The sequence below is a fragment of the Vibrio profundi genome (assembly GCF_043642225.1).
In the GTDB taxonomy this organism is placed as follows: Bacteria; Pseudomonadota; Gammaproteobacteria; order Enterobacterales; family Vibrionaceae; genus Vibrio; species Vibrio profundi_A.
The window spans coordinates 91282-110817 of record NZ_JBHZSF010000006.1; the positions used below are offsets into that span (position 1 = coordinate 91282).

The following is a 19536-nucleotide window of genomic DNA, read 5'->3' on the forward strand; positions in this document are numbered from 1 at the left end:
GGAACCCTATAAATGAGCCTAAACAAACAACCTTTAGTCATTAAATTGGGCGGTGCAGCACTGTCATGCACTGAAACGTTAAGCAAACTCTTTGGTGCTATCTCTAGCTACCAACAGCAAGCGCAGCGACCAATCGTAATCGTCCATGGTGGTGGTTACTTAGTTGACGATCTAATGAATCAATTGAAATTAGAAACGGTTAAAAAAGACGGTTTGCGAGTGACTCCTTACGATCAAATTCCACTGATTGCAGGTGCATTAGCCGGTACTGCGAACAAACTACTTCAAGGTCAAGCCATTAAAGATGGGCTTAAAGCTGTCGGGCTAAGTTTAGCTGATGGTGGACTATGTCAGGTTGAAGAACTTGATCCAGAGCTAGGTGCGGTTGGTAAAGCGACTCCTGGCGACGCTCAAGTGCTGCAAGCAATTTTAGCCACTGAAGCATTACCGATTATTAGCTCGATTGGTTTGACTGAGCAAGGTCAACTAATGAACGTAAATGCTGACCAAGCTGCAGTTGCTGTGGCTGGTGCCCTAGATGCTGAACTGGTTCTGCTTTCAGATGTTAGTGGTGTGCTTGATGGTAAGGGGCATCTTATTTCTAGCCTAAACCAACAAGAGGCCGATGATCTGATTGAAGGAAAAGTCATTACCGACGGCATGATCGTTAAAGTGCAAGCGGCACTGGAAGCCGCAAATGATTTAGGTCGACCAATTGAAGTGGCGACATGGCGCTATCCAGAAAAACTCACGCAACTATTTTCAGGTAAAAGCATAGGTACACAGTTTTTACCTCAATAACTTATTTGACTTAACTAGGTTAAGTTTAAGAATTTTTACGCAATGGAACACACCCCGAGGAACTGACCGCCAAGCGCAGGCCCGGGTATTTAGGAGAAACTCAAATGAGCAAGGTTAAAGTAAATAAAGTGGTTGTAGCCTATTCTGGCGGTCTGGACACTTCAGTGATCATCCCATGGTTGAAAGAGAACTATGATTGTGAAGTTGTCGCGTTTGTTGCGGATGTTGGTCAGGGCGAAGAAGAACTGAACGGTATCGAAGAGAAAGCAAAGGCATCGGGCGCTTCTGAATGTTACATCGCTGACCTTAAAGAAGAGATGGTCTCTGATTACATCTACCCAACGCTAAAAACGGGCGCTTACTACGAAGGTAAATACCTACTGGGTACTTCTATGGCTCGTCCAATCATCGCTAAAGCGCAGGTTGAAGTTGCACGTAAAGTCGGCGCAGACGCACTGTGTCACGGTTGTACTGGTAAAGGTAATGACCAAGTTCGTTTTGAAGGTGCATTTGCGGCATTAGCACCAGACCTACACGTGATTGCGCCGTGGCGTGAGTGGGATCTAGTAAGTCGTGAAGAGTGTCTAGATTACCTAGCGGAGCGCAACATCCCGTGTACGGCTTCTTTGACAAAGATTTACTCACGTGACGCAAACGCATGGCACATTTCTACAGAAGGTGGCGTTCTAGAAGATACGTGGAATGCACCAAACGACGATTGCTGGGCGTGGACGGTCGATCCAGAGCAAGCACCAAACGAATCTGAAACGGTAACGTTAAAAGTAGAAAAAGGCGAAGTGGTTGCTGTTGATGGTGAAACAATGACGCCATACAACGCACTGGTTTACCTAAATGAGAAGGGTGCTAAGCACGGTGTTGGTCGTATCGATATCGTAGAAAACCGTCTTGTTGGCATGAAGTCTCGTGGCTGTTACGAAACTCCGGGCGGCACTATCATGATGGAAGCACTACGTGCAGTAGAGCAACTGGTTCTTGATAAAGCGGCGTTTGAATTCCGTGAAGAGCTAGGCGTTAAAGCTTCTCACCTTGTATACGACGGTCGTTGGTTCACTCCGCTATGTAAGTCAATTCTAGCGGCGACAGAAGAGCTAGCTCAGGATGTGAATGGTGAAGTGGTTATCAAGCTATACAAAGGTCACGCAACGGTGACTCAGAAACGTTCTGACAACAGCCTGTACTCAGAAGAGTTTGCGACTTTTGGTGAAGATGAAGTTTACGACCAAAGCCATGCTGAAGGTTTCATCCGTCTTTACTCGCTATCAAGCCGTATCCGTGCATTGAATAGCCAAAAGTAGTAACGTACTGCTTAATATAGAAATAAGAGCTTATTGAAACGAAGCCTATTTGCTTAGCAAATAGGCTTCGTTTTTTTTGTAGCGGTTACTTATAATTCGCACTTTGAACTGTATAAATCTTTAAAACGACAATTGATTGAATAAATATGTAAAAATAATGAATTTATACTTTATTTTTACTTTGAATTACCGTAGATTTGAACCATCAGATAAATACTGAATTCATAATTAGAATTACGAGTTGCACTAGACAGTTAGCACTGAGCATTTAGGAGAGACACAATGGCATTATGGGGCGGAAGATTTACCCAAGCAGCAGATACGCGGTTTAAAGATTTTAACGATTCACTTCGTTTTGATTACCGACTCGCTGAGCAAGACATTGTGGGCTCTATCGCCTGGTCTAAAGCTCTACTGTCGGTCAACGTATTAACTGAAGAAGAACAGCAGAAGCTTGAGTTAGCGCTAAATGAGCTAAAACTTGAAGTGATGGAAGATCCTGAACAGATTCTACGTTCTGATGCAGAAGATATTCACAGCTGGGTTGAACAACAACTTATCGGCAAAGTCGGTGATTTGGGTAAAAAGCTTCATACTGGCCGTTCTCGTAATGACCAAGTGGCGACCGATCTGAAACTATGGTGTCGTCAGCAAGGTAATCAGCTACTACTGGCGCTTGATCGTCTACAGAGCCAAATGGTCAACGTTGCTTCTCAGCATCAAGAAACCGTGCTTCCTGGTTATACTCACTTGCAACGTGCTCAGCCAGTGACTTTTGCTCACTGGTGTTTGGCTTACGTTGAAATGTTCGAGCGTGATTACTCTCGTCTGAGTGATGCAATCAAACGTCTAGATACATGTCCGCTGGGTTCTGGTGCTCTTGCGGGAACTGCGTATCCAATGGACCGTGAAGAGCTAGCTCACAACTTAGGTTTCCGTCGTGCAACGCGCAACTCTCTAGATTCAGTCTCTGACCGTGACCATGTGATGGAGCTGATGTCGATCGCTTCTATTTCTATGCTTCACCTTTCGCGCCTTGCTGAAGATATGATTTTCTACAACTCTGGTGAATCAAACTTCATCGAGTTAGCGGATACCGTGACATCTGGTTCATCTCTGATGCCACAGAAGAAAAACCCAGATGCGCTAGAGCTTATCCGTGGTAAAACTGGCCGTGTTTATGGTTCACTTGCTGGCATGATGATGACAGTGAAAGCATTGCCTTTAGCTTACAACAAAGACATGCAAGAAGATAAAGAAGGTCTGTTCGACGCTTTAGACACTTGGAATGATTGTATGGAAATGGCGGCACTGTGTTTTGACGGTATTAAAGTGAACGGTGAGCGTACACTTGAAGCGGCGAAACAAGGTTACGCTAACTCAACGGAGTTAGCTGACTACCTAGTAGCGAAAGGCATTCCTTTCCGTGAAGCGCACCATATTGTTGGGGTGACCGTTGTTGCGGCAATTTCGAAAGGCTGTGCTTTAGAAGAACTAAGCATTGCAGAGATGAAAGAGTTCTCTGAAGTGATTGAAGAAGATGTGTATGACATTCTAACGATTGAGTCGTGCTTAGAAAAACGTAGTGCGCTTGGTGGTGTATCACCGAAGCAAGTGGCTTATGCCGTTGACCAAGCTGAGAAGCGTTTGGCGCAGCGTGATACCTCAATCGTCAAGGTTCGTCCAGCTCGTTTGACTGACATCGAAGCATTAGAAGGCATGGTCGCTTACTGGGCGAATATGGGTGAAAACCTACCGCGTTCTCGTAATGAATTAGTGCGTGATATTGGTTCGTTTGCGGTCGCAGAACACCATGGTGAAGTGACGGGTTGTGCATCGCTCTATGTGTATGACTCTGGCTTAGCAGAAATTCGTTCACTGGGTGTTGAAGCCGGTTGGCAAGGTCAAGGGCAGGGCACTGCGATTGTTCAACACTTGGTAGAGAAAGCGCGCCAAATGGCGATTAAGAAAGTGTTTGTACTGACTCGTACACCTGAGTTCTTTATGAAACATGACTTCTTACCAACGTCGAAATCTCTGCTACCTGAAAAGGTGCTAAAAGATTGCGACCAGTGTCCTCGTCAGCATGCTTGTGATGAAGTTGCCTTGGAAGTGAATCTAATGGAACAAATGATTGCAAAGGTTAATGTAGCATAAGTAATTGATTGTAATGGGTTGAAATGAATTCTCAAAAAAAGATCAAAAAAGATCGATACTTTTGGGAACTAATGAGAAAGCAGCCGGTCTATTAAAGTACCACTGCTTTTTCTTAGAAATATATCTAGGAGAGCCCCAAAACCGATTGGTTTTGGGGCTTTTTTCTATCTGCGATTTGAGGGGGTTTTCCCTCGACTGCGTAGAGGCAGAAAAATAAACTTCATTAATAAGTGGAGTGTGAGCAAACCGTTGAAAGCGGAGTTCGCCATTATCAAAGTAATCGAATTGATACTTTTGGAGGAATCTCTGAATACTACCCACCATATTCCCCAGCCTACGATAGATAACACGGTCAGCTGAATCATGCATCGATGGCATCGGCCAAGTTTTTGGCTAAGTTTGTTCTCTTTATTGCAATGAGGGCATGTCATCTTGGGCTCTATTCGCGTTATCCTTATCTATTCAACTATAACATGTCGAATGCCGAGGACGGCATCCTAACTGAATGAGAGAATTAGCATGATTGTTCGTCAAGAAACTAAACAGCGTATGAGCCGTATCGTGAAGCATAACGGTACTATTTACCTATGTGGCCAAGTTTGTGCCGATGCGACTAAAGGCATTACAGAGCAAACTCAGACGATGCTAGATAAAGTTGAAGCATTGCTAGAACAAGCAGGCAGTGATAAAGAGCACATGCTATCAGCGACAATCTACCTTAAGTCGATGGATGATTTCCAAGAGATGAATGCGGTATGGGACGCATGGGTACCTGAAGGTCACGCGCCAGCTCGTGCATGTGTTACAGGCGACATGGCTCGAGAAGCACTTCTTGTTGAGATCTCCGTGATTGCGGCTGAGAAAAACAGTAGCTGTTGTTAATTTCTTAGATAATAGAAATGCAAAAGGAAAGCCATTGGCTTTCCTTTTTAGTATTTAGGACTTAATTGGTGAGTCTAATGATTAACAACCAGGGCCGCAATCTAGACAATGTTTCACCATTTCAGGACCAAGGTGCAGCTTCGCATTAAGGTCACGTAGTGCTGTTCGTACGCCTTCTTCGATTACTGGGTGGTAGAACGGCATGTCTAGCATTTCAGAAACCGTCATCTTGTTCTGATGTGCCCATGCTAATAAGTGAGCTAAGTGTTCTGCGTTTGGTCCCATCATTTCAGCGCCAAGGAAGCGGCCTGTGCCCTGCTCACCGTACACGTGCAGGATACCTTTGTTGCGTAGCATCACTCGTGAACGACCTTGGTTTTCGAAAGATACTTCGCCCGTTGCGAAACAGCCACATGTACCTAAGCGGGCTGTGATCTCTTTGTAGGTTTCACCCACCATTGCTATTTGCGGATCAGAGAATACCGCTGAGATTTTAGAGCGGCGTAGGCCAGCACGGATTTCAGGGAAGCGACCTGCGTTATCACCTGCAATGCGCGCTTGGTCTGCGGCTTCATGTAGCAGAGGCAGTTGGTTACTTGCATCACCTGCAATAAAGACAGATGGAAGTGATGTTTGTAGCGTGTAGTGATCTGCGATTGGCACACCACGCTCATCAAGCTCAAGAGAAGTATTCTCTAGGCCAAGCTTGTCCGTATTAGGGCGACGACCTGTGGCTGCGAGTACGTACTCAACAATATTAGTTTCTAGGTCGCCTTGCTTGTTGATGAATTGGATTTCGACACGCGGTTCACCCGATTCAGTGGTAATACGTTTCATGCTTTCGATTTTTACGTCGGCATCTAGGTAGAACTCTTCATTGAAGGCTTTGTTTGCGTAAGCCATTACTTCTGGGTCGGTTACTGGGCCAACTTGACCACCCAAACCAAACAGTTTTGTTTTAACACCTAAGCGGTGTAGTGACTGACCAAGCTCAAGGCCAATGACACCAGGGCCAAATACGGCAACCGATTCTGGTAAATCATCCCAGTTGAACACGTCATCGTTAATGATTAGACGGTCACCCAGTTCATTCCAAACGGCTGGGTATGCTGGGCGAGAGCCTGTCGCGATAACAATACGCTTAGCCGTCACAACCGTGTGGTCATCAATTTGTAGTGTGCTGTCGTCTAAGAATTTTGCGTAGCCAGAGATTTTATCTTGCTCTGGAATTTCATCAACGCCTTCTAAAACAAAACCAACAAAACGGTCACGTTCAAATTTCACTCGGTCCATCACTTCACGACCGTTAATTACGATAGCCCCTTGTGGGTGAACGCCAAAAGCCGGAGCTTTCTCGATGTGGTGTACGCTTTCTGCTGCTGCAATAAGCAGTTTAGATGGCATACAACCAACACGAGCACAGGTTGTACCGTAAGGGCCGCCTTCAATCATCACAACACGGTCAGTGTGTGCTTTTGCAGCGCGGTAAGACCCTAGACCTGCCGTACCGCCCCCGATAACTGCTACATCTACATTGACTTGTTCCATAATAATTTTCTCGCAATAGCTAAATTTAGTTTGAACGAACCCCTCCAACTCAAGTGATTTTTTTGAGTCAGGATAGCGGGCCAGTTTTGTGATTTTGTTTTATTTGTTTTAGCTGGACTCTTAACGTAACGAGCCGAAGCTATGTTGTCTTTCCAAAACTCAGATAAGAGCGGTTTGGAGTTGCTAACCCACAAGAGGGTGGGTTAGCTGATATTGCTTAAGTTCTTTTATGACTAAGCTTTATCGATTTGCTAGTGATTAGCCTAGGAAAGCTTCTAGTTCTTCGCTGCCACCAATGTGTTTACCACCGATGAAGACTTGAGGAACAGTAGTGCGACCAGAGATTGCACGTAAGCTTACTGTTGTTGCGTCTTTACCTAGTACGACTTCTTCGTAGTTTAGACCTTTGTCGATTAGGTTCTGTTTCGCTTTCATACAGAAAGGGCAGCCTGGCTTAGTGAACACTGTGATTGACTCTTGCTCTTTGTGCTCAGGAGCAAGGTAGTTAAGCATAGTATCAGCATCAGAAACCTTGAACGGGTCGCCTGCTACGTCTTCTTCGATGAACATTTTTTCTACCACGCCGTTTTTAACCAGCATGCTGTAGCGCCATGAACGTTTGCCAAAGCCGATGTCGTTTTTCTCAACTAGCATACCCATGCCGTCTGTGAAATCGCCGTTACCATCTGGAATGAATGTGATGTTTTCTGCTTCTTGGTCTGCTTTCCATGCGTTCATTACGAATGTGTCGTTTACCGAAACACATAGGATTTCATCAACGCCATTTTCTTTGAACACTGAGTGTAGTTCGTTGTAACGAGGTAAGTGGCTTGACGAACATGTTGGAGTAAACGCGCCTGGTAGGCTGAATACGATAACTGTCTTGTCTTTGAATAGCTCATCTGTCGTTACGTTAACCCATGCATCGCCTTGGCGAGTTGGGAATGTTACTTGAGGGATTGATTGACCTTCTTTAGATGCAAACATAATGGTTTCCTTAAATTTCTAATTTGATTCTTTCAGAGCTTAGCGTTTTCTGCGCTCTGTTTCGTTTCGTTGAGCCTATTATTCGATAAATTCTTTGATAGCTCTAATCGTTTGATGTTATGGTTTTGATAGGTAAATTCTATCAAGAGCATTTTGTTTTAAAATGTCTCGATTTATCCCCCTGTTGTTCTTATTAAAACCTGAGGTAAGAGACTGATCATGAACATTCGTGACTTTGAATACTTGGTAGCGCTTGCGGAGCATAAACACTTCAGAAAAGCGGCCGAGGCGTGTTTTGTGAGTCAACCAACTCTCAGTGGGCAAATACGTAAACTTGAAGATGAAATTGGACTTCAGCTGACAGAGCGTAGCCCGAGAAAGGTGATTTTTACGGAGTCAGGCCTTCAGCTTGTTGAACAAGCGAAGCGAATCTTGGCTGAGGTAAAAACGTTTAAAGAGATGGCGAGTGGTCATGGCGAATCGATGAGTGGGCCGATGCACATTGGCTTCATTCCAACGGTTGGGCCATACATACTTCCTAAGATTGTTCCTCATTTGAAAGAAAGCTTTCCAGACTTAGAGCTTTACTTACACGAAGCTCAAACTCATCAATTGGTAAGCCAACTGGAAGACGGCAAACTCGATTGTTTGGTCTTGGCCGCGGTAGATGAAACGTCAGGGTTTAAAGAGATTGATGTCTACGACGAGCCATTGAGTGTTGCAGTGCCTTGCGATCATGAATGGGCAGAGCAAGAAGAAATCGATATGCTTCAGCTTAATGGTAAAACAGTCTTAGCGTTAGGAGATGGTCATTGTTTACGTGACCAAGCGTTAGGTTTTTGTTTTGCTGCTGGCGCAAAAGATGATGAGCGTTTTAAAGCAACTAGCTTGGAAACGTTGAGAAATATGGTGGCAGCAGGAGCGGGGATTACTTTATTACCTGAGCTCTCATTGCCACCAGAAAAGAAAAAGGACGGAGTCTGCTATTTGCCTGCTGTAAACCCAACGCCTTCACGCCGAATTGTCGTGGCTTACCGCCCGGGCTCCCCGCTTAAAGCGCGTTTTGAACAATTGGCTTTATCAATTAAGCAGCAGCTCGAGTTGTGTGATTAAAACAATACTTCGCGAGCAATAAAAAAGGTTGATGCATTGCATCAACCTTTTTTGTTCTACCTAGACTTAGAAGAGTTCTTCGCTTTCACCTGAGCTTGATGTGGAGTAAATATCATCAGTCAGAGTTTCTGTGACGTATTCCGTTGGTTCAGTACCTTTTAGGAAGAACTCAAACATCGATGAACCATCAAACTTATTCGTTAATAGGCCGGTGTTACGGTCGATGCGTACACGAACGATATCTTCCGGCAATTGCTTTCTTTGAGCTGGAACATCTGCCAGTGCAGTTCCCATGAAATCAACCCAAGCTGGCTGAGCGGTTTTCGCCCCCGCTTCACCACCACTAATTTGGTTCTTACCTAAGTTTTTATTTGGCTTAGTTTTACCAAGCTTACGAGTGTGGTTGTCAAACCCTACCCAAGCCGTTGCAACGATACCTGGGCCGTAGCCGTTGTACCATGCATCTTTAGAGTCGTTAGTCGTACCGGTCTTTCCACCAATATCGCGACGTTTGAGTGGTTGAGCACGCCAACCAGTGCCGTTCCAACCAGTTCCTTCACGCCAGTTACCACCACCCCAAATGTTGCTGTACATCATTTCACGGACTAAGAATGCCGTTTGTTCTGAAATGACTTGCGGAGCGTATTGAACTTCAGCATCGACATCTTGTTCAGCAAACTCATCAGCCATCGCGTCGGATTCTGCAGGTTGCTCGCAGTTATCGTGACACACGATTTTTGGTGACGCTTCAAATTCGACATCTCCAAATGGGCTTTCAATATGGCTTATGTAGAAAGGTTCGACATAGTAACCACCATTGGCAAATACCGAGTAACCCTGAGCCATTTTCACTGGCGTTAAGCTTCCCGCGCCTAGAGCAATGGTTTCAGAACGCGGGAGATCGCTAATATCAAACCCAAAACGAGTGAGGTAATTGCGAGTGTCATCTAAGCCAACGTCACGCAGCACTCGTACTGCCATTACGTTTTTTGATTGTGCTAAGCCGATACGTAGGCGAGTAGGTCCCACATAGGTTGGTGGAGAGTTTTTGGGACGCCAGGCGGTACCTTGACTTTTATCCCATTGGTTAATTGGGGCATCATTGATCAGCGATGCGAGCGTGAGGCCTTTATCAATCGCTGCTGAATAAATGAAAGGTTTAATGCTTGAGCCCACTTGGCGAACGGATTGAGTTGCACGGTTGAACTTGTTGTGCACAAAGTTGAAACCACCAACCAAAGAGATGATCGCGCCATTTTCTGGGTTCATCGCCACAAATGCGGTATTGGCATTCGGGACTTGGCTGAGTCGCCAAGTGACTTGTTGCTCGGCATTTTCATCAGCCCCTTCTATCGGTAGCTCTACACTTCTTACCCAAATTTGTTCACCGGCAGCTAACACATCTTGAGTCGATTTTGGTTCAGGGCCTTGACGATCATCAGTTAAGAATTTTCGAGCCCAGCTCATGCCTTGCCAATCGATTTGTACTGTACCCACATTTTTAACCCAGGCCGTTGCCTCTTGTTTGTCTGTACTGGTGACGACAGCTGGAAGCAATTGACCATAGGTAGGCTGTGAACGTAGATGCTTTTCAATTTTCTCTTGGTCCCATGCGGATGAGGCATTTTCCCAAAGGACTTTTTCAGCACCGCGGTAACCGTGGCGTTCATCATAAGCTAACAAGTTTTTGATGGTCGCGTGGTTAGCTGCAGCTTGAAGTTTTGAATCTACCGTTGTGTACACTTTCATGCCTGATGTATAAGCGGCTTCGCCATAGCGTTCTACCATCCAAGCACGTGCAACTTCTGCAACATAAGGCGCGCTGAGTTCAATCTCTGCACCGTGGTACTTCGAGATCAGCTCTTCACTGCGAGCTTCATCGAACTCTGCTTGAGTGATGTATTTCTCGTCCAACATACGACGTAATACAACGTTACGACGGTTGGTTGCACGTTCAACAGAATAGATAGGGTTCATTGTTGATGGTGCTTTTGGCATACCTGCAAGCGTAGCTAGCTCACTTAGGGTTAGATCTGGAAGATCTTTACCGAAGTAAACACGCGCTGCTGCGCCGAAGCCATATGAGCGGTGGCCAAGGAAGATCTTGTTTACGTACAGCTCCATGATCTCTTCTTTGCTAAGCAGTTGCTCAATGTGGATCGCAATGAAGATCTCTTTAATCTTACGCATGTACGTTTTCTCATTAGATAAGAAGAAGTTACGCGCAAGCTGCTGAGTAATGGTACTCGCACCTTGTTTTGCAGAACCCGACATCGCAACAACGATTGCTGCACGAGTAATACCGATAGGGTCGATACCCGGATGGTCGTAAAATCGGCTGTCTTCAGTCGCAATTAATGCTTCGACCAAGTGTCGAGGTATCTCATCGTAAGTGACTGGATTTCTACGCTTTTCACCGAACTGGGAAATGAGTTTTCCATCTTGACTGAATACTTGCATTGGAGTTTGAAGCTCGACATCTCGAAGTGTCGCTACATCTGGCAATTCAGGTTTTACATAATAATAAAACCCAATAATTGTACTGACTCCAAGAATCATGCAAATCAATGAAAATATGAATAATCGCTTTATGAACTTCACCGGATAATCCCTGATTAGTTAAGGCTGTTAAGCTGCAAACCCTTGTACTCTAGGCTAAAAAATTAGCTTTCGTTTATTAACGCTTATTTAACCAATAATCACAACCTTTTCAAACTAAGCAAACGAGAAAGCTGAGCATTTCAGGAGCTAGGTTACATGGGGTCATCATTAATTACAGGTATAGATATAGGCAGTCATAGCATAAAAGCTGTGGTGCTGAAGCCAGCCGGAGAGCTGTTTGCGTTAGTGGGTTACAAGGAGCTAGCCATTTCTGACGACATTTTCACTGATAACCATACCTTGGAGTATCAGAAAATTGTAAAGAAACTCAAAGAACTAAGAAAGGGCTTGCCGTTATTTAGTCGGAAAGTGGCGATATCTGTGCCTGACAGCGCGGTAATAAGTAAGGTCTTACAAATAGATAGCGAACTAGAGCACCGAGAAAAAGAGTTTGCTATCTATCAGACATTTGCTCATCAATCTCCCTTTCCCATCGAAGAATTAAGTTTGGATTTCGTTGAGACGGAAGAGAAGCGATTAAACAAGAGTACAACAACAAGCTATCAGGTGTACGCCACGCGAAAGGAAGTGGTAGAAAGCCGCTCGGAAGCCATGCGGAAAGCTGGTTTTCAACCTGTCGTTGTAGATATTCAGGCTCATAGTCTACTGAATGTGTGGCAATTAGCTACGAGGCTAAATCCGGATAAGCAACGCTGGTTACTGGTGGATGTTGGTGTGAATCAAACTTCATTGGGCTTACTTCCAAGCAACCAAACGCCTTACTACAAAGATATACCTTTCGGGACTCGTCACCTTAATGCGGATAACAATATAGAAGGGGATTGGTTAGAGGCGGGTCAGCAGACACAGGTTTTTATCAATGAGCTAATAGAGCGGCTTAAGCGCCAACTGCATTTGTACTTGTCGGTGAATGCGTCAGAGCCTATCGCAGGTATTTGGCTAATGGGGGAAGGGGCGACGATTCCTTTATTAGCAGAAGAGTTGGAACGACAACTCAAATTAGAGTGTGAGTTATTGAATCCATTAAGCCTGTTTGAAAATAAGATGACCAAGAAAAGGCGTAACAATGTGGATTGGCAGGTATTTGGCTTTGCTGCTGGTCTAGCGATTAGTGGACTTCAATGGGAGGCCACCAAGCATGTTGCATCAAATTAATTTATTACCTTGGCGAGATGAAATACGAGCCCAGCATAGACGACGTTTTATCGGGTTACTGTTGTTTGGGACGATTATGGCCGTGATTGCTCAGTGGGCTGTTGGGCTTCACTTCAAAGAACAGCAGGGCATACAGCACGCTAGGCTCAGTTACCTAAAGCAATATATCGCCCAACTTGATAATCGAATTCGTTCTTTAAAACTTGCCGAGCAAGAGCATCAAGCCATATTGACTCGTCTAGATGTGGTGGAGTCACTCCAAACCGGCCGTAATAAAACGACTGAGTTCATGAATATCATGCCGGAGATGATCCCTGAAGGTGTGTATGTCGACAAAATCAAAATGAACGGTCAAGACTTGGAACTATCGGGGATCAGTGATAGTACCGCTCGATTAGCGACTATGCTCGATAACTTAGAACGCTCAAAGTTACTGAAGGATGTCGAGATGCATTCGATTATCCATAATCGAAAGCGTTTCAATAAAGAGTTTCAAACTTTCAAAGTCTCTTTCTCTTTGAAGCCGGTGACTTTTAATGACGAGAGTTTACAGGCCAAGGTTGGAGGTGATCATCATGATTAGTCTGCAAGACCTAGATATCGATGAAATTACCGAGTGGCCTTTATTTCCTCAACTGTTGGTTGTGCTGTTATTAATGATCGTGATTCAAGGCTTCGGGGTGTGGTTTTACGTCATGCCTCAGCAAGAAGCGCTAGATGAACTGAAGCAGCAAGAGCAAACGCTTAAAACGACCCTGCAAATCAAAGCGAACAAAGTCGCGACACTGCCAAAGCTACAAACACAAGTTGATGAGCTAACAAGCCGTTACGATTATTTGTTGCAGCAGTTACCTGTCCAGAAGGAGCTCGCCAGTATGCTCGCTTCTGTCAATGAGCTCGGGCTCGATAACGACTTAACATTTACTCGGATTGATTGGGGCGAAAAGCAAAACAAAGAGTTTTTATACCGGCTGCCGTTAAACATCGAACTCACCGGGGATTACCACAGCATTGGCGACTTTTCTGCCGCGATTGCGAAGTTACCTAGGATCATTAGCTTCGATGATGTGCATTGGCAGCGAGTGAGTCAAGAAAGCAGCACTCTCCATTTTCGTGTTCGTGCATACACCTACCAGTTTAAGCCTGAGGTGAAAGATGAAGATAAATAAAGTCGCTTTCGCTTGCGCCATTCTCGTAATGCTTGCTGGGTGTAAGGCAAACAATGAGTCTTTATCGGACTTTGTTTCTCAAGTTGAAGCGAAGGCTCGAAAAGATATCGAACAGCTTACCCCTTCGATTGATTTTGTGGCCGCTCGTTATCAACAACATGACCAGCGGCCTCCCTTTGTCCTTCCTAAAGAAGCGATTGTGCAAAATCAGCCGATAGTCAAAAAAGATTGCTGGCAACCAAGAGCTCGCTCAAAAACGGGCAAGCTTGAGAAGTATCCGCTCAGTAAATTGAGACTAAAAGGAGTCATGGGTAGTGGTAGTTCCGTTTCCGGGTTAGTCCAAACTCCTTCTGGCAATGTAGTCAAAATAAAAAATGGCCAATTTATAGGTCTGAATAACGGCAGAGTGACGAAAGTCACCAACAAGTACGTATTGATCAATGAAACGTTACCAGATGGCTTAGGTTGTTGGCACAAACGCAATGTGAAGCTAGCCCTGAAATAACCCACTTATCCTGTTGTGGATATGAGATGTAAAATTATGATTAAAGGAATAACGCTACCCATGAATAAGGTTTTTCAAAGTGTCTTGCTCTGTGTCACCTTGATGTTTTCGCTGTTTATTCATGCGGAGTCAGCTTCAAGTAATGCGCTTAAGAGTATCGATTTCAGGCTTAATAAAGATAAAGATGCGGTGATCTTGATCGAACTTGCAACCAGCTCTGCGGTTGTAGACGTGCAGCGAGCACAGGAAGGGTTAAGCATTGAGCTATTGAATACCGAAGTGTCGGATGAAAAATTATATTTACTCGATGTAAAAGATTTCTCGACCTTGGTCGAAAGTATCGAAGTGTTCCGGGAGTCGCCAAGTACGCGATTGTTAGCGGAAGTAAATGGTGAATACCACTACGAATACACCCTTAAAGATCGTTTTATTGAAGTGATCATTAGTCAGCCTGAAGACAGCACTCCCGTTGTCGAGAAAAGCATTTTGGAAAAAGAAGGCAAGCTAATCTCGATTAACTTCCAAGATATTCCTGTGCGTAATGTGCTCCAGTTAATCGCCGACTATAACAGCTTTAACCTGGTGGTATCGGATTCGGTCTCTGGGAACTTAACGCTGCGTTTGGATGGTGTGCCTTGGCAACAGGTGCTGGATATTATTCTTCAAGTCAAAGGGCTCGATAAACGAGTGGATGGCAACGTTATTTTGGTGGCACCTAAAGCGGAGCTAGATTTGCGAGAGCAACAAGCGCTCGAGAAATCTCGCCTTGAAGAAGAGCTAGGGGAACTTAAGTCGGAAATCATCAAGATTAATTTTGCTAAAGCATCGGATATCGCCGACATGATAGGCGGCGAAGGCGCAGTGAGTATGTTATCGGACAGAGGTTCTATCACCATAGATGAGCGCACCAACTCCTTGTTATTAAGAGAGCTACCGGAAAACATTGAAGTTATCCGTGAAATTGTGCAATCGCTAGATATTCCGGTCAAGCAAGTGCAAATAGAGGCGCGAATTGTGACAGTCAATGAAGGCAACCTTGATGAGCTCGGGGTGCGTTGGGGCTTTTCTTCAACGAATGGCAATAACACTGTTGGTGGCTCTATTGAAAGTAACCTAGCGGCGATTGGTCTTTACGATGGCGGTAACGATGATGGAGACGATAATGAAGGCGGTAGTTCTAGTATCGACGATTTCCTAAATGTGAACTTGGCGGCTACGTCTCCTAATGCCTCTAGCATAGCTTTCCAAGTCGCAAAACTCGGATCGGATACATTACTGGATTTGGAACTCTCAGCGCTACAACGTGAATCTAAAGCGGAAATCATTTCTAGCCCTCGTTTAATCACCACCAATAAAAAGCCAGCTTACATTGAGCAAGGTACTGAAATCCCTTACTTAGAGTCATCCTCTAGTGGTGCGACGTCGGTGGCTTTTAAAAAGGCCGTGTTAAGCCTTAAAGTCACCCCTCAAATCACGCCAGATAATCGTCTCGTATTGGATTTAAGCGTCACTCAGGATAGGCCCGGCCAGGTGGTGAAAACGGGTACTGGTGAGGCCATAGCTATTGATACGCAAAGAATTGGGACTCAAGTATTGGTTAATAACGGAGAAACAGTCGTCTTAGGGGGGATATTTCAACATAGTATTACCAATAGCGTGGACAAGGTTCCACTGCTAGGAGACTTACCGTTATTGGGCGCATTGTTCAGGCGCAGCTACGAAAATGTGGGTAAAAGTGAGCTCCTTATATTCGTTACACCTAAAGTTGTGATTCAGTAAGGTACAATTAGATCGAAAATAAAGTTGCATTAGTGGCACCTAACCTTGATAATTTCGGGTCTTATCACGAATTATCTGTGAGGAATCGGTGCCACAGGCCTTTAAATTTCAGTATCACTACTGACCTACCTTGTGGCGATGTCATTGAATTAACGTTGTAAATTACTGCTAAACATGGCTGAGAAACGCAATATTTTTCTTGTTGGCCCAATGGGCGCCGGCAAAAGTACAATTGGTAGACACCTAGCTTCCCAACTTCATATGGAGTTTTTGGACTCTGACACCGTGATCGAAGAGCGCACTGGCGCTGATATCGCATGGGTTTTTGATGTTGAAGGTGAAGAAGGTTTCCGTAAACGTGAAGAATCTGTAATCAACGATCTGACTGAAGAACAAGGTATTGTTCTTGCAACAGGCGGTGGTTCAGTAATGAGCAAGGAAAACCGTAACCGTCTATCTGCACGAGGCATCGTTGTTTACTTAGAAACAACGATTGAAAAGCAACTTGCTCGCACTAATCGCGACAAGAAGCGTCCTTTACTTCAAACAGACAATCCTCGCGAAGTTTTAGAAGACTTAGCGACATCACGTAATGCACTGTACGAAGAAGTGTCGGACTACACAGTTCGAACTGACGATCAAAGTGCAAAAGTGGTAGCCAACCAGATCGTAAAAATGCTAGAAGAACGTTAAGTTCATTTTTCGGAGAGCAAACCATGGAACGGATTACGGTCAATCTAGCTGAGCGTAGCTACCCAATCTCTATCGGCGCCGGGTTATTTGAAGACCCGGCGTACCTTTCTTTCTTATCTTCCAAACAAAAAGTATTGGTTATCAGTAATGTAACCGTTGCACCTTTGTATGCTGATAAGATTTTATCCCTTTTGGATAAAATAGGTTGCCAAGCTTCATTATTGGAGCTGCCTGATGGTGAGCAATACAAAACCTTAGAAACATTTAATTCAGTAATGGGCTATTTGCTTGAAGGTAATTACAGCCGCGATATGGTGGTAATTGCGTTAGGTGGTGGTGTTATTGGTGATTTAGTTGGTTTTGCAGCTGCTTGTTATCAGCGTGGTATCGACTTTGTACAAATCCCTACGACTTTATTGTCTCAAGTAGATTCATCTGTTGGTGGTAAAACGGCGGTCAATCATCCTCTTGGTAAGAATATGATTGGGGCTTTTTATCAACCTAAGTCTGTGATTATTGATACTAATTGTTTAGCAACGCTTCCGCCGCGAGAATTCGCCGCTGGTATTGCTGAAGTTATTAAGTACGGGATCATTTACGACGCTGAGTTTTTCTCTTGGTTAGAAGAAAACTTAGAAAAGCTTTATCAACTGGATGAGTCGGCATTGATCACCGCGATTGCTCGATGCTGTGCAATTAAAGCGGAAGTTGTAGCTTTAGATGAAAAAGAGTCTGGAATCAGAGCGTTATTGAACCTAGGTCATACATTTGGTCATGCCATTGAAGCTGAACTAGGTTATGGTAATTGGTTACACGGGGAGGCTGTATCATCTGGAACAGTGATGGCTGCCAAAACCGCGCAATTACAAGGATTGATTTCCGAGCAGCAGCTTGAGCAAATTATTTCTATACTCAAGAATGCGAAGTTACCAGTTCATACTCCAGAAAGTATGTCTTTTGACGATTTCATGAAACATATGATGCGTGACAAGAAAGTCTTATCTGGTCAGTTGCGCCTTGTATTGCCAACTGGTATTGGAACAGCTGAAGTCGTTGCTGATGTGCCTCAAGACATAATCAAACAAGCGATCGATTTCTGCCGTACTCTTTAATTATGGTTACTTAGGCTGCTTAGTATCATTATTCGCTAAGCAGCTTTCTAAGTGTACTGATCAACCATCAGTAGGGACATCGAATGAGTTTGGCTCATGAGTTAAGGGTATTAGAGTTAGAATCTCAGATCGAGCTGCTTGAACGCTTGCAGCTTCTGACGAATTTTGGCTCCAATTTAGTGACAGTCGGAGGGAAACTTGGCTCCGGTAAATCATGGCTTGCTCAACGCTATCTCGAAGCATGGGTTCCTGAAAAGAACCAGTGCTTACTCCTTTGCCACCCTAGTCAAGATGACCTTCAGCGTCGTTCGACTATTCTTAGTCAAATCGTATCAGACCCTCTCTTTAATCAACAAGACTCCTTAGCAGATAGCCTTGATAGGCTGCTTGATGGCGAATTATGTGATGTCGTCATTGTTGTAGACGACGCGCACCAGTTGACGGAAGCTCTCGTATCAGAATTGTGGATGCTAGTGCTAGAAGCTCAAACCAAACCTGAGTGGACCATCAACGTTGTCTTGTTTTCTGAATCTGGAAACTTAGACTCTTTATTAACTCGTTTAAGTTATGGGCAAGAGCATAAGCCGGTTGACCTGGAAATTGATGACCTTACTTCAATAGAAGCCTTGCAGTTCTTTGAATCTCTTGTGGTTCGCTATGTCGAAGATGACGCAGAAAAGCGCGTGCGGTCTGCGTTTAAAAAAACAAACCCTATCCCTGGTGAATTAATGGCTCTAGGAGAGTTGAAAGTGGAAAAAAGGATTATTATTCGCTCAATCATAGGCTCTCCTGCCACGATTGCCATACTTGTCGCATTGCTGTTGGTGGTTATCGGCGGAGGCTACTGGTGGATGCTGAACCAACCCTCAGCAGAAGATAAAGCTCAAGCGCTTATCGCACCTATCGAACAGACGGTGATCCCGACGTTTGAGACGGCTGTGAGTGAAGCCGATGCGAGTCTCACTATGGTTGGCGATGTTGACGAAGCGTCTGACTCGGCATTGATGGATCCTAGCTATCAAGGGGCTGATGACGACTCTGCTTCTTTGCCACCGGCTGTGGTTGGAGATACGGCAAGCGTAGGCAGTGTGGAACAAGATCAGCAGCGTGTCGTGATCACTTCCGACGTTGTGGACGCATTATTAGACGATAAGCCAAAGTCTGTCGACACTAGTGCTATTGATGCTGCAGTTGAAGAAAATACGATACTTTCTGCGGAAGTAAATATCAGTGAGCCGGTAACCAACGAAACCGAAGTTATGCCTGATGCCAAGGCTGAAGAGGCGTTGGTTAAAGAATCGGAAGAAGCGGAAAAACCGACCACTACCATTACTTTCTCATTTGCCCGAGAAGAGCTGAAAGCCTTGTCACCAAGAGGTTATACGTTACAGTTAGGGGCGATGACATCGTTGGAAGATGTTCAGTCATTCATCGAAAAATACAATATTAAAAATGAAGTAAGAATTTACCCGACCGTACGTAATGATGCGGAGTGGTTTATTATTACTTACCGCGATTACCCAACGATTCAAGTGGCACGAGACGCGGTAGAAAGCTTACCGGAAGCTTTGCGAAGCTTAGGGCCTTGGGCAAAATCGTTGAATCAAGTTCATCGAGAGATAGATCGTGCGAAATAACACTGAGCTTCCCTCAAAAATATGTTACATTCCGCAGCCTTATTTTTCGGTTGATAGATA

At 44.6% G+C, this 19536-nt stretch carries 17 protein-coding genes; 13 read left to right on the forward strand and 4 right to left on the reverse strand.

Annotated features, from left to right (window positions below; translation table 11 throughout):
- Nucleotides 1-12 precede the first annotated feature (12 nt).
- The 3 genes from argB (at nt 13) to argH (ending at nt 4274) form a co-directional block, all read left to right on the forward strand.
- Nucleotides 13-801 (forward strand): acetylglutamate kinase, encoded by a 789-nt coding sequence (gene argB, locus ACHUFI_RS11420; RefSeq protein ID WP_394249208.1) that lies wholly within the window; start codon nt 13-15, stop codon nt 799-801.
- Nucleotides 802-905: 104 nt separating this feature from the next.
- Entirely contained in the window at nt 906-2117 is a 1212-nt protein-coding gene (locus ACHUFI_RS11425) for an argininosuccinate synthase (protein ID WP_394249210.1), read from the forward strand.
- Between the two features lie 282 nt (nt 2118-2399).
- Entirely contained in the window at nt 2400-4274 is a 1875-nt protein-coding gene (gene argH, locus ACHUFI_RS11430) for an argininosuccinate lyase (RefSeq protein ID WP_394249212.1), read from the forward strand.
- Between the two features lie 164 nt (nt 4275-4438).
- On the opposite strand, the gene ACHUFI_RS11435 is transcribed toward argH, so the two are convergent.
- A complete protein-coding gene (locus tag ACHUFI_RS11435) occupies nt 4439-4705 on the reverse strand; it encodes a DUF3624 domain-containing protein (RefSeq protein WP_394249214.1) in 267 nt (88 codons plus the stop codon).
- An 88-nt stretch (nt 4706-4793) separates the two neighbouring features.
- On the opposite strand from ACHUFI_RS11435, the gene ACHUFI_RS11440 reads away from it, so the two are divergent.
- Nucleotides 4794-5156, forward strand: a complete 363-nt coding sequence (locus ACHUFI_RS11440) for a RidA family protein (protein WP_137358559.1) — start codon at nt 4794-4796, stop codon at nt 5154-5156.
- 81 nt (nt 5157-5237) lie between these two features.
- On the opposite strand, the gene ACHUFI_RS11445 is transcribed toward ACHUFI_RS11440, so the two are convergent.
- On the reverse strand, nt 5238-6704 hold the full coding sequence (locus ACHUFI_RS11445; RefSeq protein WP_394249216.1) for a dihydrolipoyl dehydrogenase: 1467 nt from the start codon (nt 6702-6704) through the stop codon (nt 5238-5240).
- A 258-nt stretch (nt 6705-6962) separates the two neighbouring features.
- Entirely contained in the window at nt 6963-7691 is a 729-nt protein-coding gene (locus tag ACHUFI_RS11450; protein WP_394249218.1) for a glutathione peroxidase, read from the reverse strand.
- Nucleotides 7692-7910: 219 nt separating this feature from the next.
- On the opposite strand from ACHUFI_RS11450, the gene oxyR reads away from it, so the two are divergent.
- Complete coding sequence (gene oxyR / locus ACHUFI_RS11455) at nt 7911-8804, forward strand: DNA-binding transcriptional regulator OxyR (RefSeq protein WP_394249220.1); 894 nt, start codon at nt 7911-7913, stop codon at nt 8802-8804.
- Between the two features lie 66 nt (nt 8805-8870).
- Here oxyR and ACHUFI_RS11460 read toward each other — a convergent pair whose 3' ends face one another.
- Nucleotides 8871-11405 carry a penicillin-binding protein 1A gene (locus tag ACHUFI_RS11460; RefSeq protein WP_394249222.1) on the reverse strand — a complete coding sequence of 845 codons (2535 nt, stop codon included), beginning with the start codon at nt 11403-11405 and terminating at the stop codon, nt 8871-8873.
- A 156-nt stretch (nt 11406-11561) separates the two neighbouring features.
- Between ACHUFI_RS11460 and pilM the strand changes: the two genes are divergently transcribed.
- From pilM to ACHUFI_RS11500, 8 genes are all read left to right on the forward strand, one after another.
- Nucleotides 11562-12581, forward strand: a complete 1020-nt coding sequence (gene pilM / locus ACHUFI_RS11465) for a type IV pilus assembly protein PilM (RefSeq protein ID WP_394249224.1) — start codon at nt 11562-11564, stop codon at nt 12579-12581.
- Complete coding sequence (locus ACHUFI_RS11470; RefSeq protein WP_394249226.1) at nt 12565-13164, forward strand: PilN domain-containing protein; 600 nt, start codon at nt 12565-12567, stop codon at nt 13162-13164. The genes pilM and ACHUFI_RS11470 overlap by 17 nt, the downstream gene beginning before the upstream one ends.
- Nucleotides 13157-13750, forward strand: coding sequence for a type IV pilus inner membrane component PilO (locus ACHUFI_RS11475; protein ID WP_394249228.1), 594 nt, complete (start codon nt 13157-13159; stop codon nt 13748-13750). Before ACHUFI_RS11470 ends, ACHUFI_RS11475 begins: the two co-directional genes overlap by 8 nt.
- Nucleotides 13737-14255, forward strand: a complete 519-nt coding sequence (locus tag ACHUFI_RS11480) for a pilus assembly protein PilP (protein WP_394249230.1) — start codon at nt 13737-13739, stop codon at nt 14253-14255. Before ACHUFI_RS11475 ends, ACHUFI_RS11480 begins: the two co-directional genes overlap by 14 nt.
- 60 nt (nt 14256-14315) lie before the next feature.
- A complete protein-coding gene (locus tag ACHUFI_RS11485) occupies nt 14316-16034 on the forward strand; it encodes a type IV pilus secretin PilQ (protein ID WP_394249232.1) in 1719 nt (572 codons plus the stop codon).
- 174 nt (nt 16035-16208) lie between these two features.
- Nucleotides 16209-16727, forward strand: coding sequence for a shikimate kinase AroK (aroK, locus tag ACHUFI_RS11490; RefSeq protein WP_137358568.1), 519 nt, complete (start codon nt 16209-16211; stop codon nt 16725-16727).
- A gap of 23 nt (nt 16728-16750) precedes the next feature.
- Entirely contained in the window at nt 16751-17839 is a 1089-nt protein-coding gene (gene aroB, locus ACHUFI_RS11495) for a 3-dehydroquinate synthase (protein WP_394249234.1), read from the forward strand.
- An 83-nt stretch (nt 17840-17922) separates the two neighbouring features.
- Complete coding sequence (locus ACHUFI_RS11500; RefSeq protein WP_394249236.1) at nt 17923-19476, forward strand: SPOR domain-containing protein; 1554 nt, start codon at nt 17923-17925, stop codon at nt 19474-19476.
- Nucleotides 19477-19536: the final 60 nt, after the last annotated feature.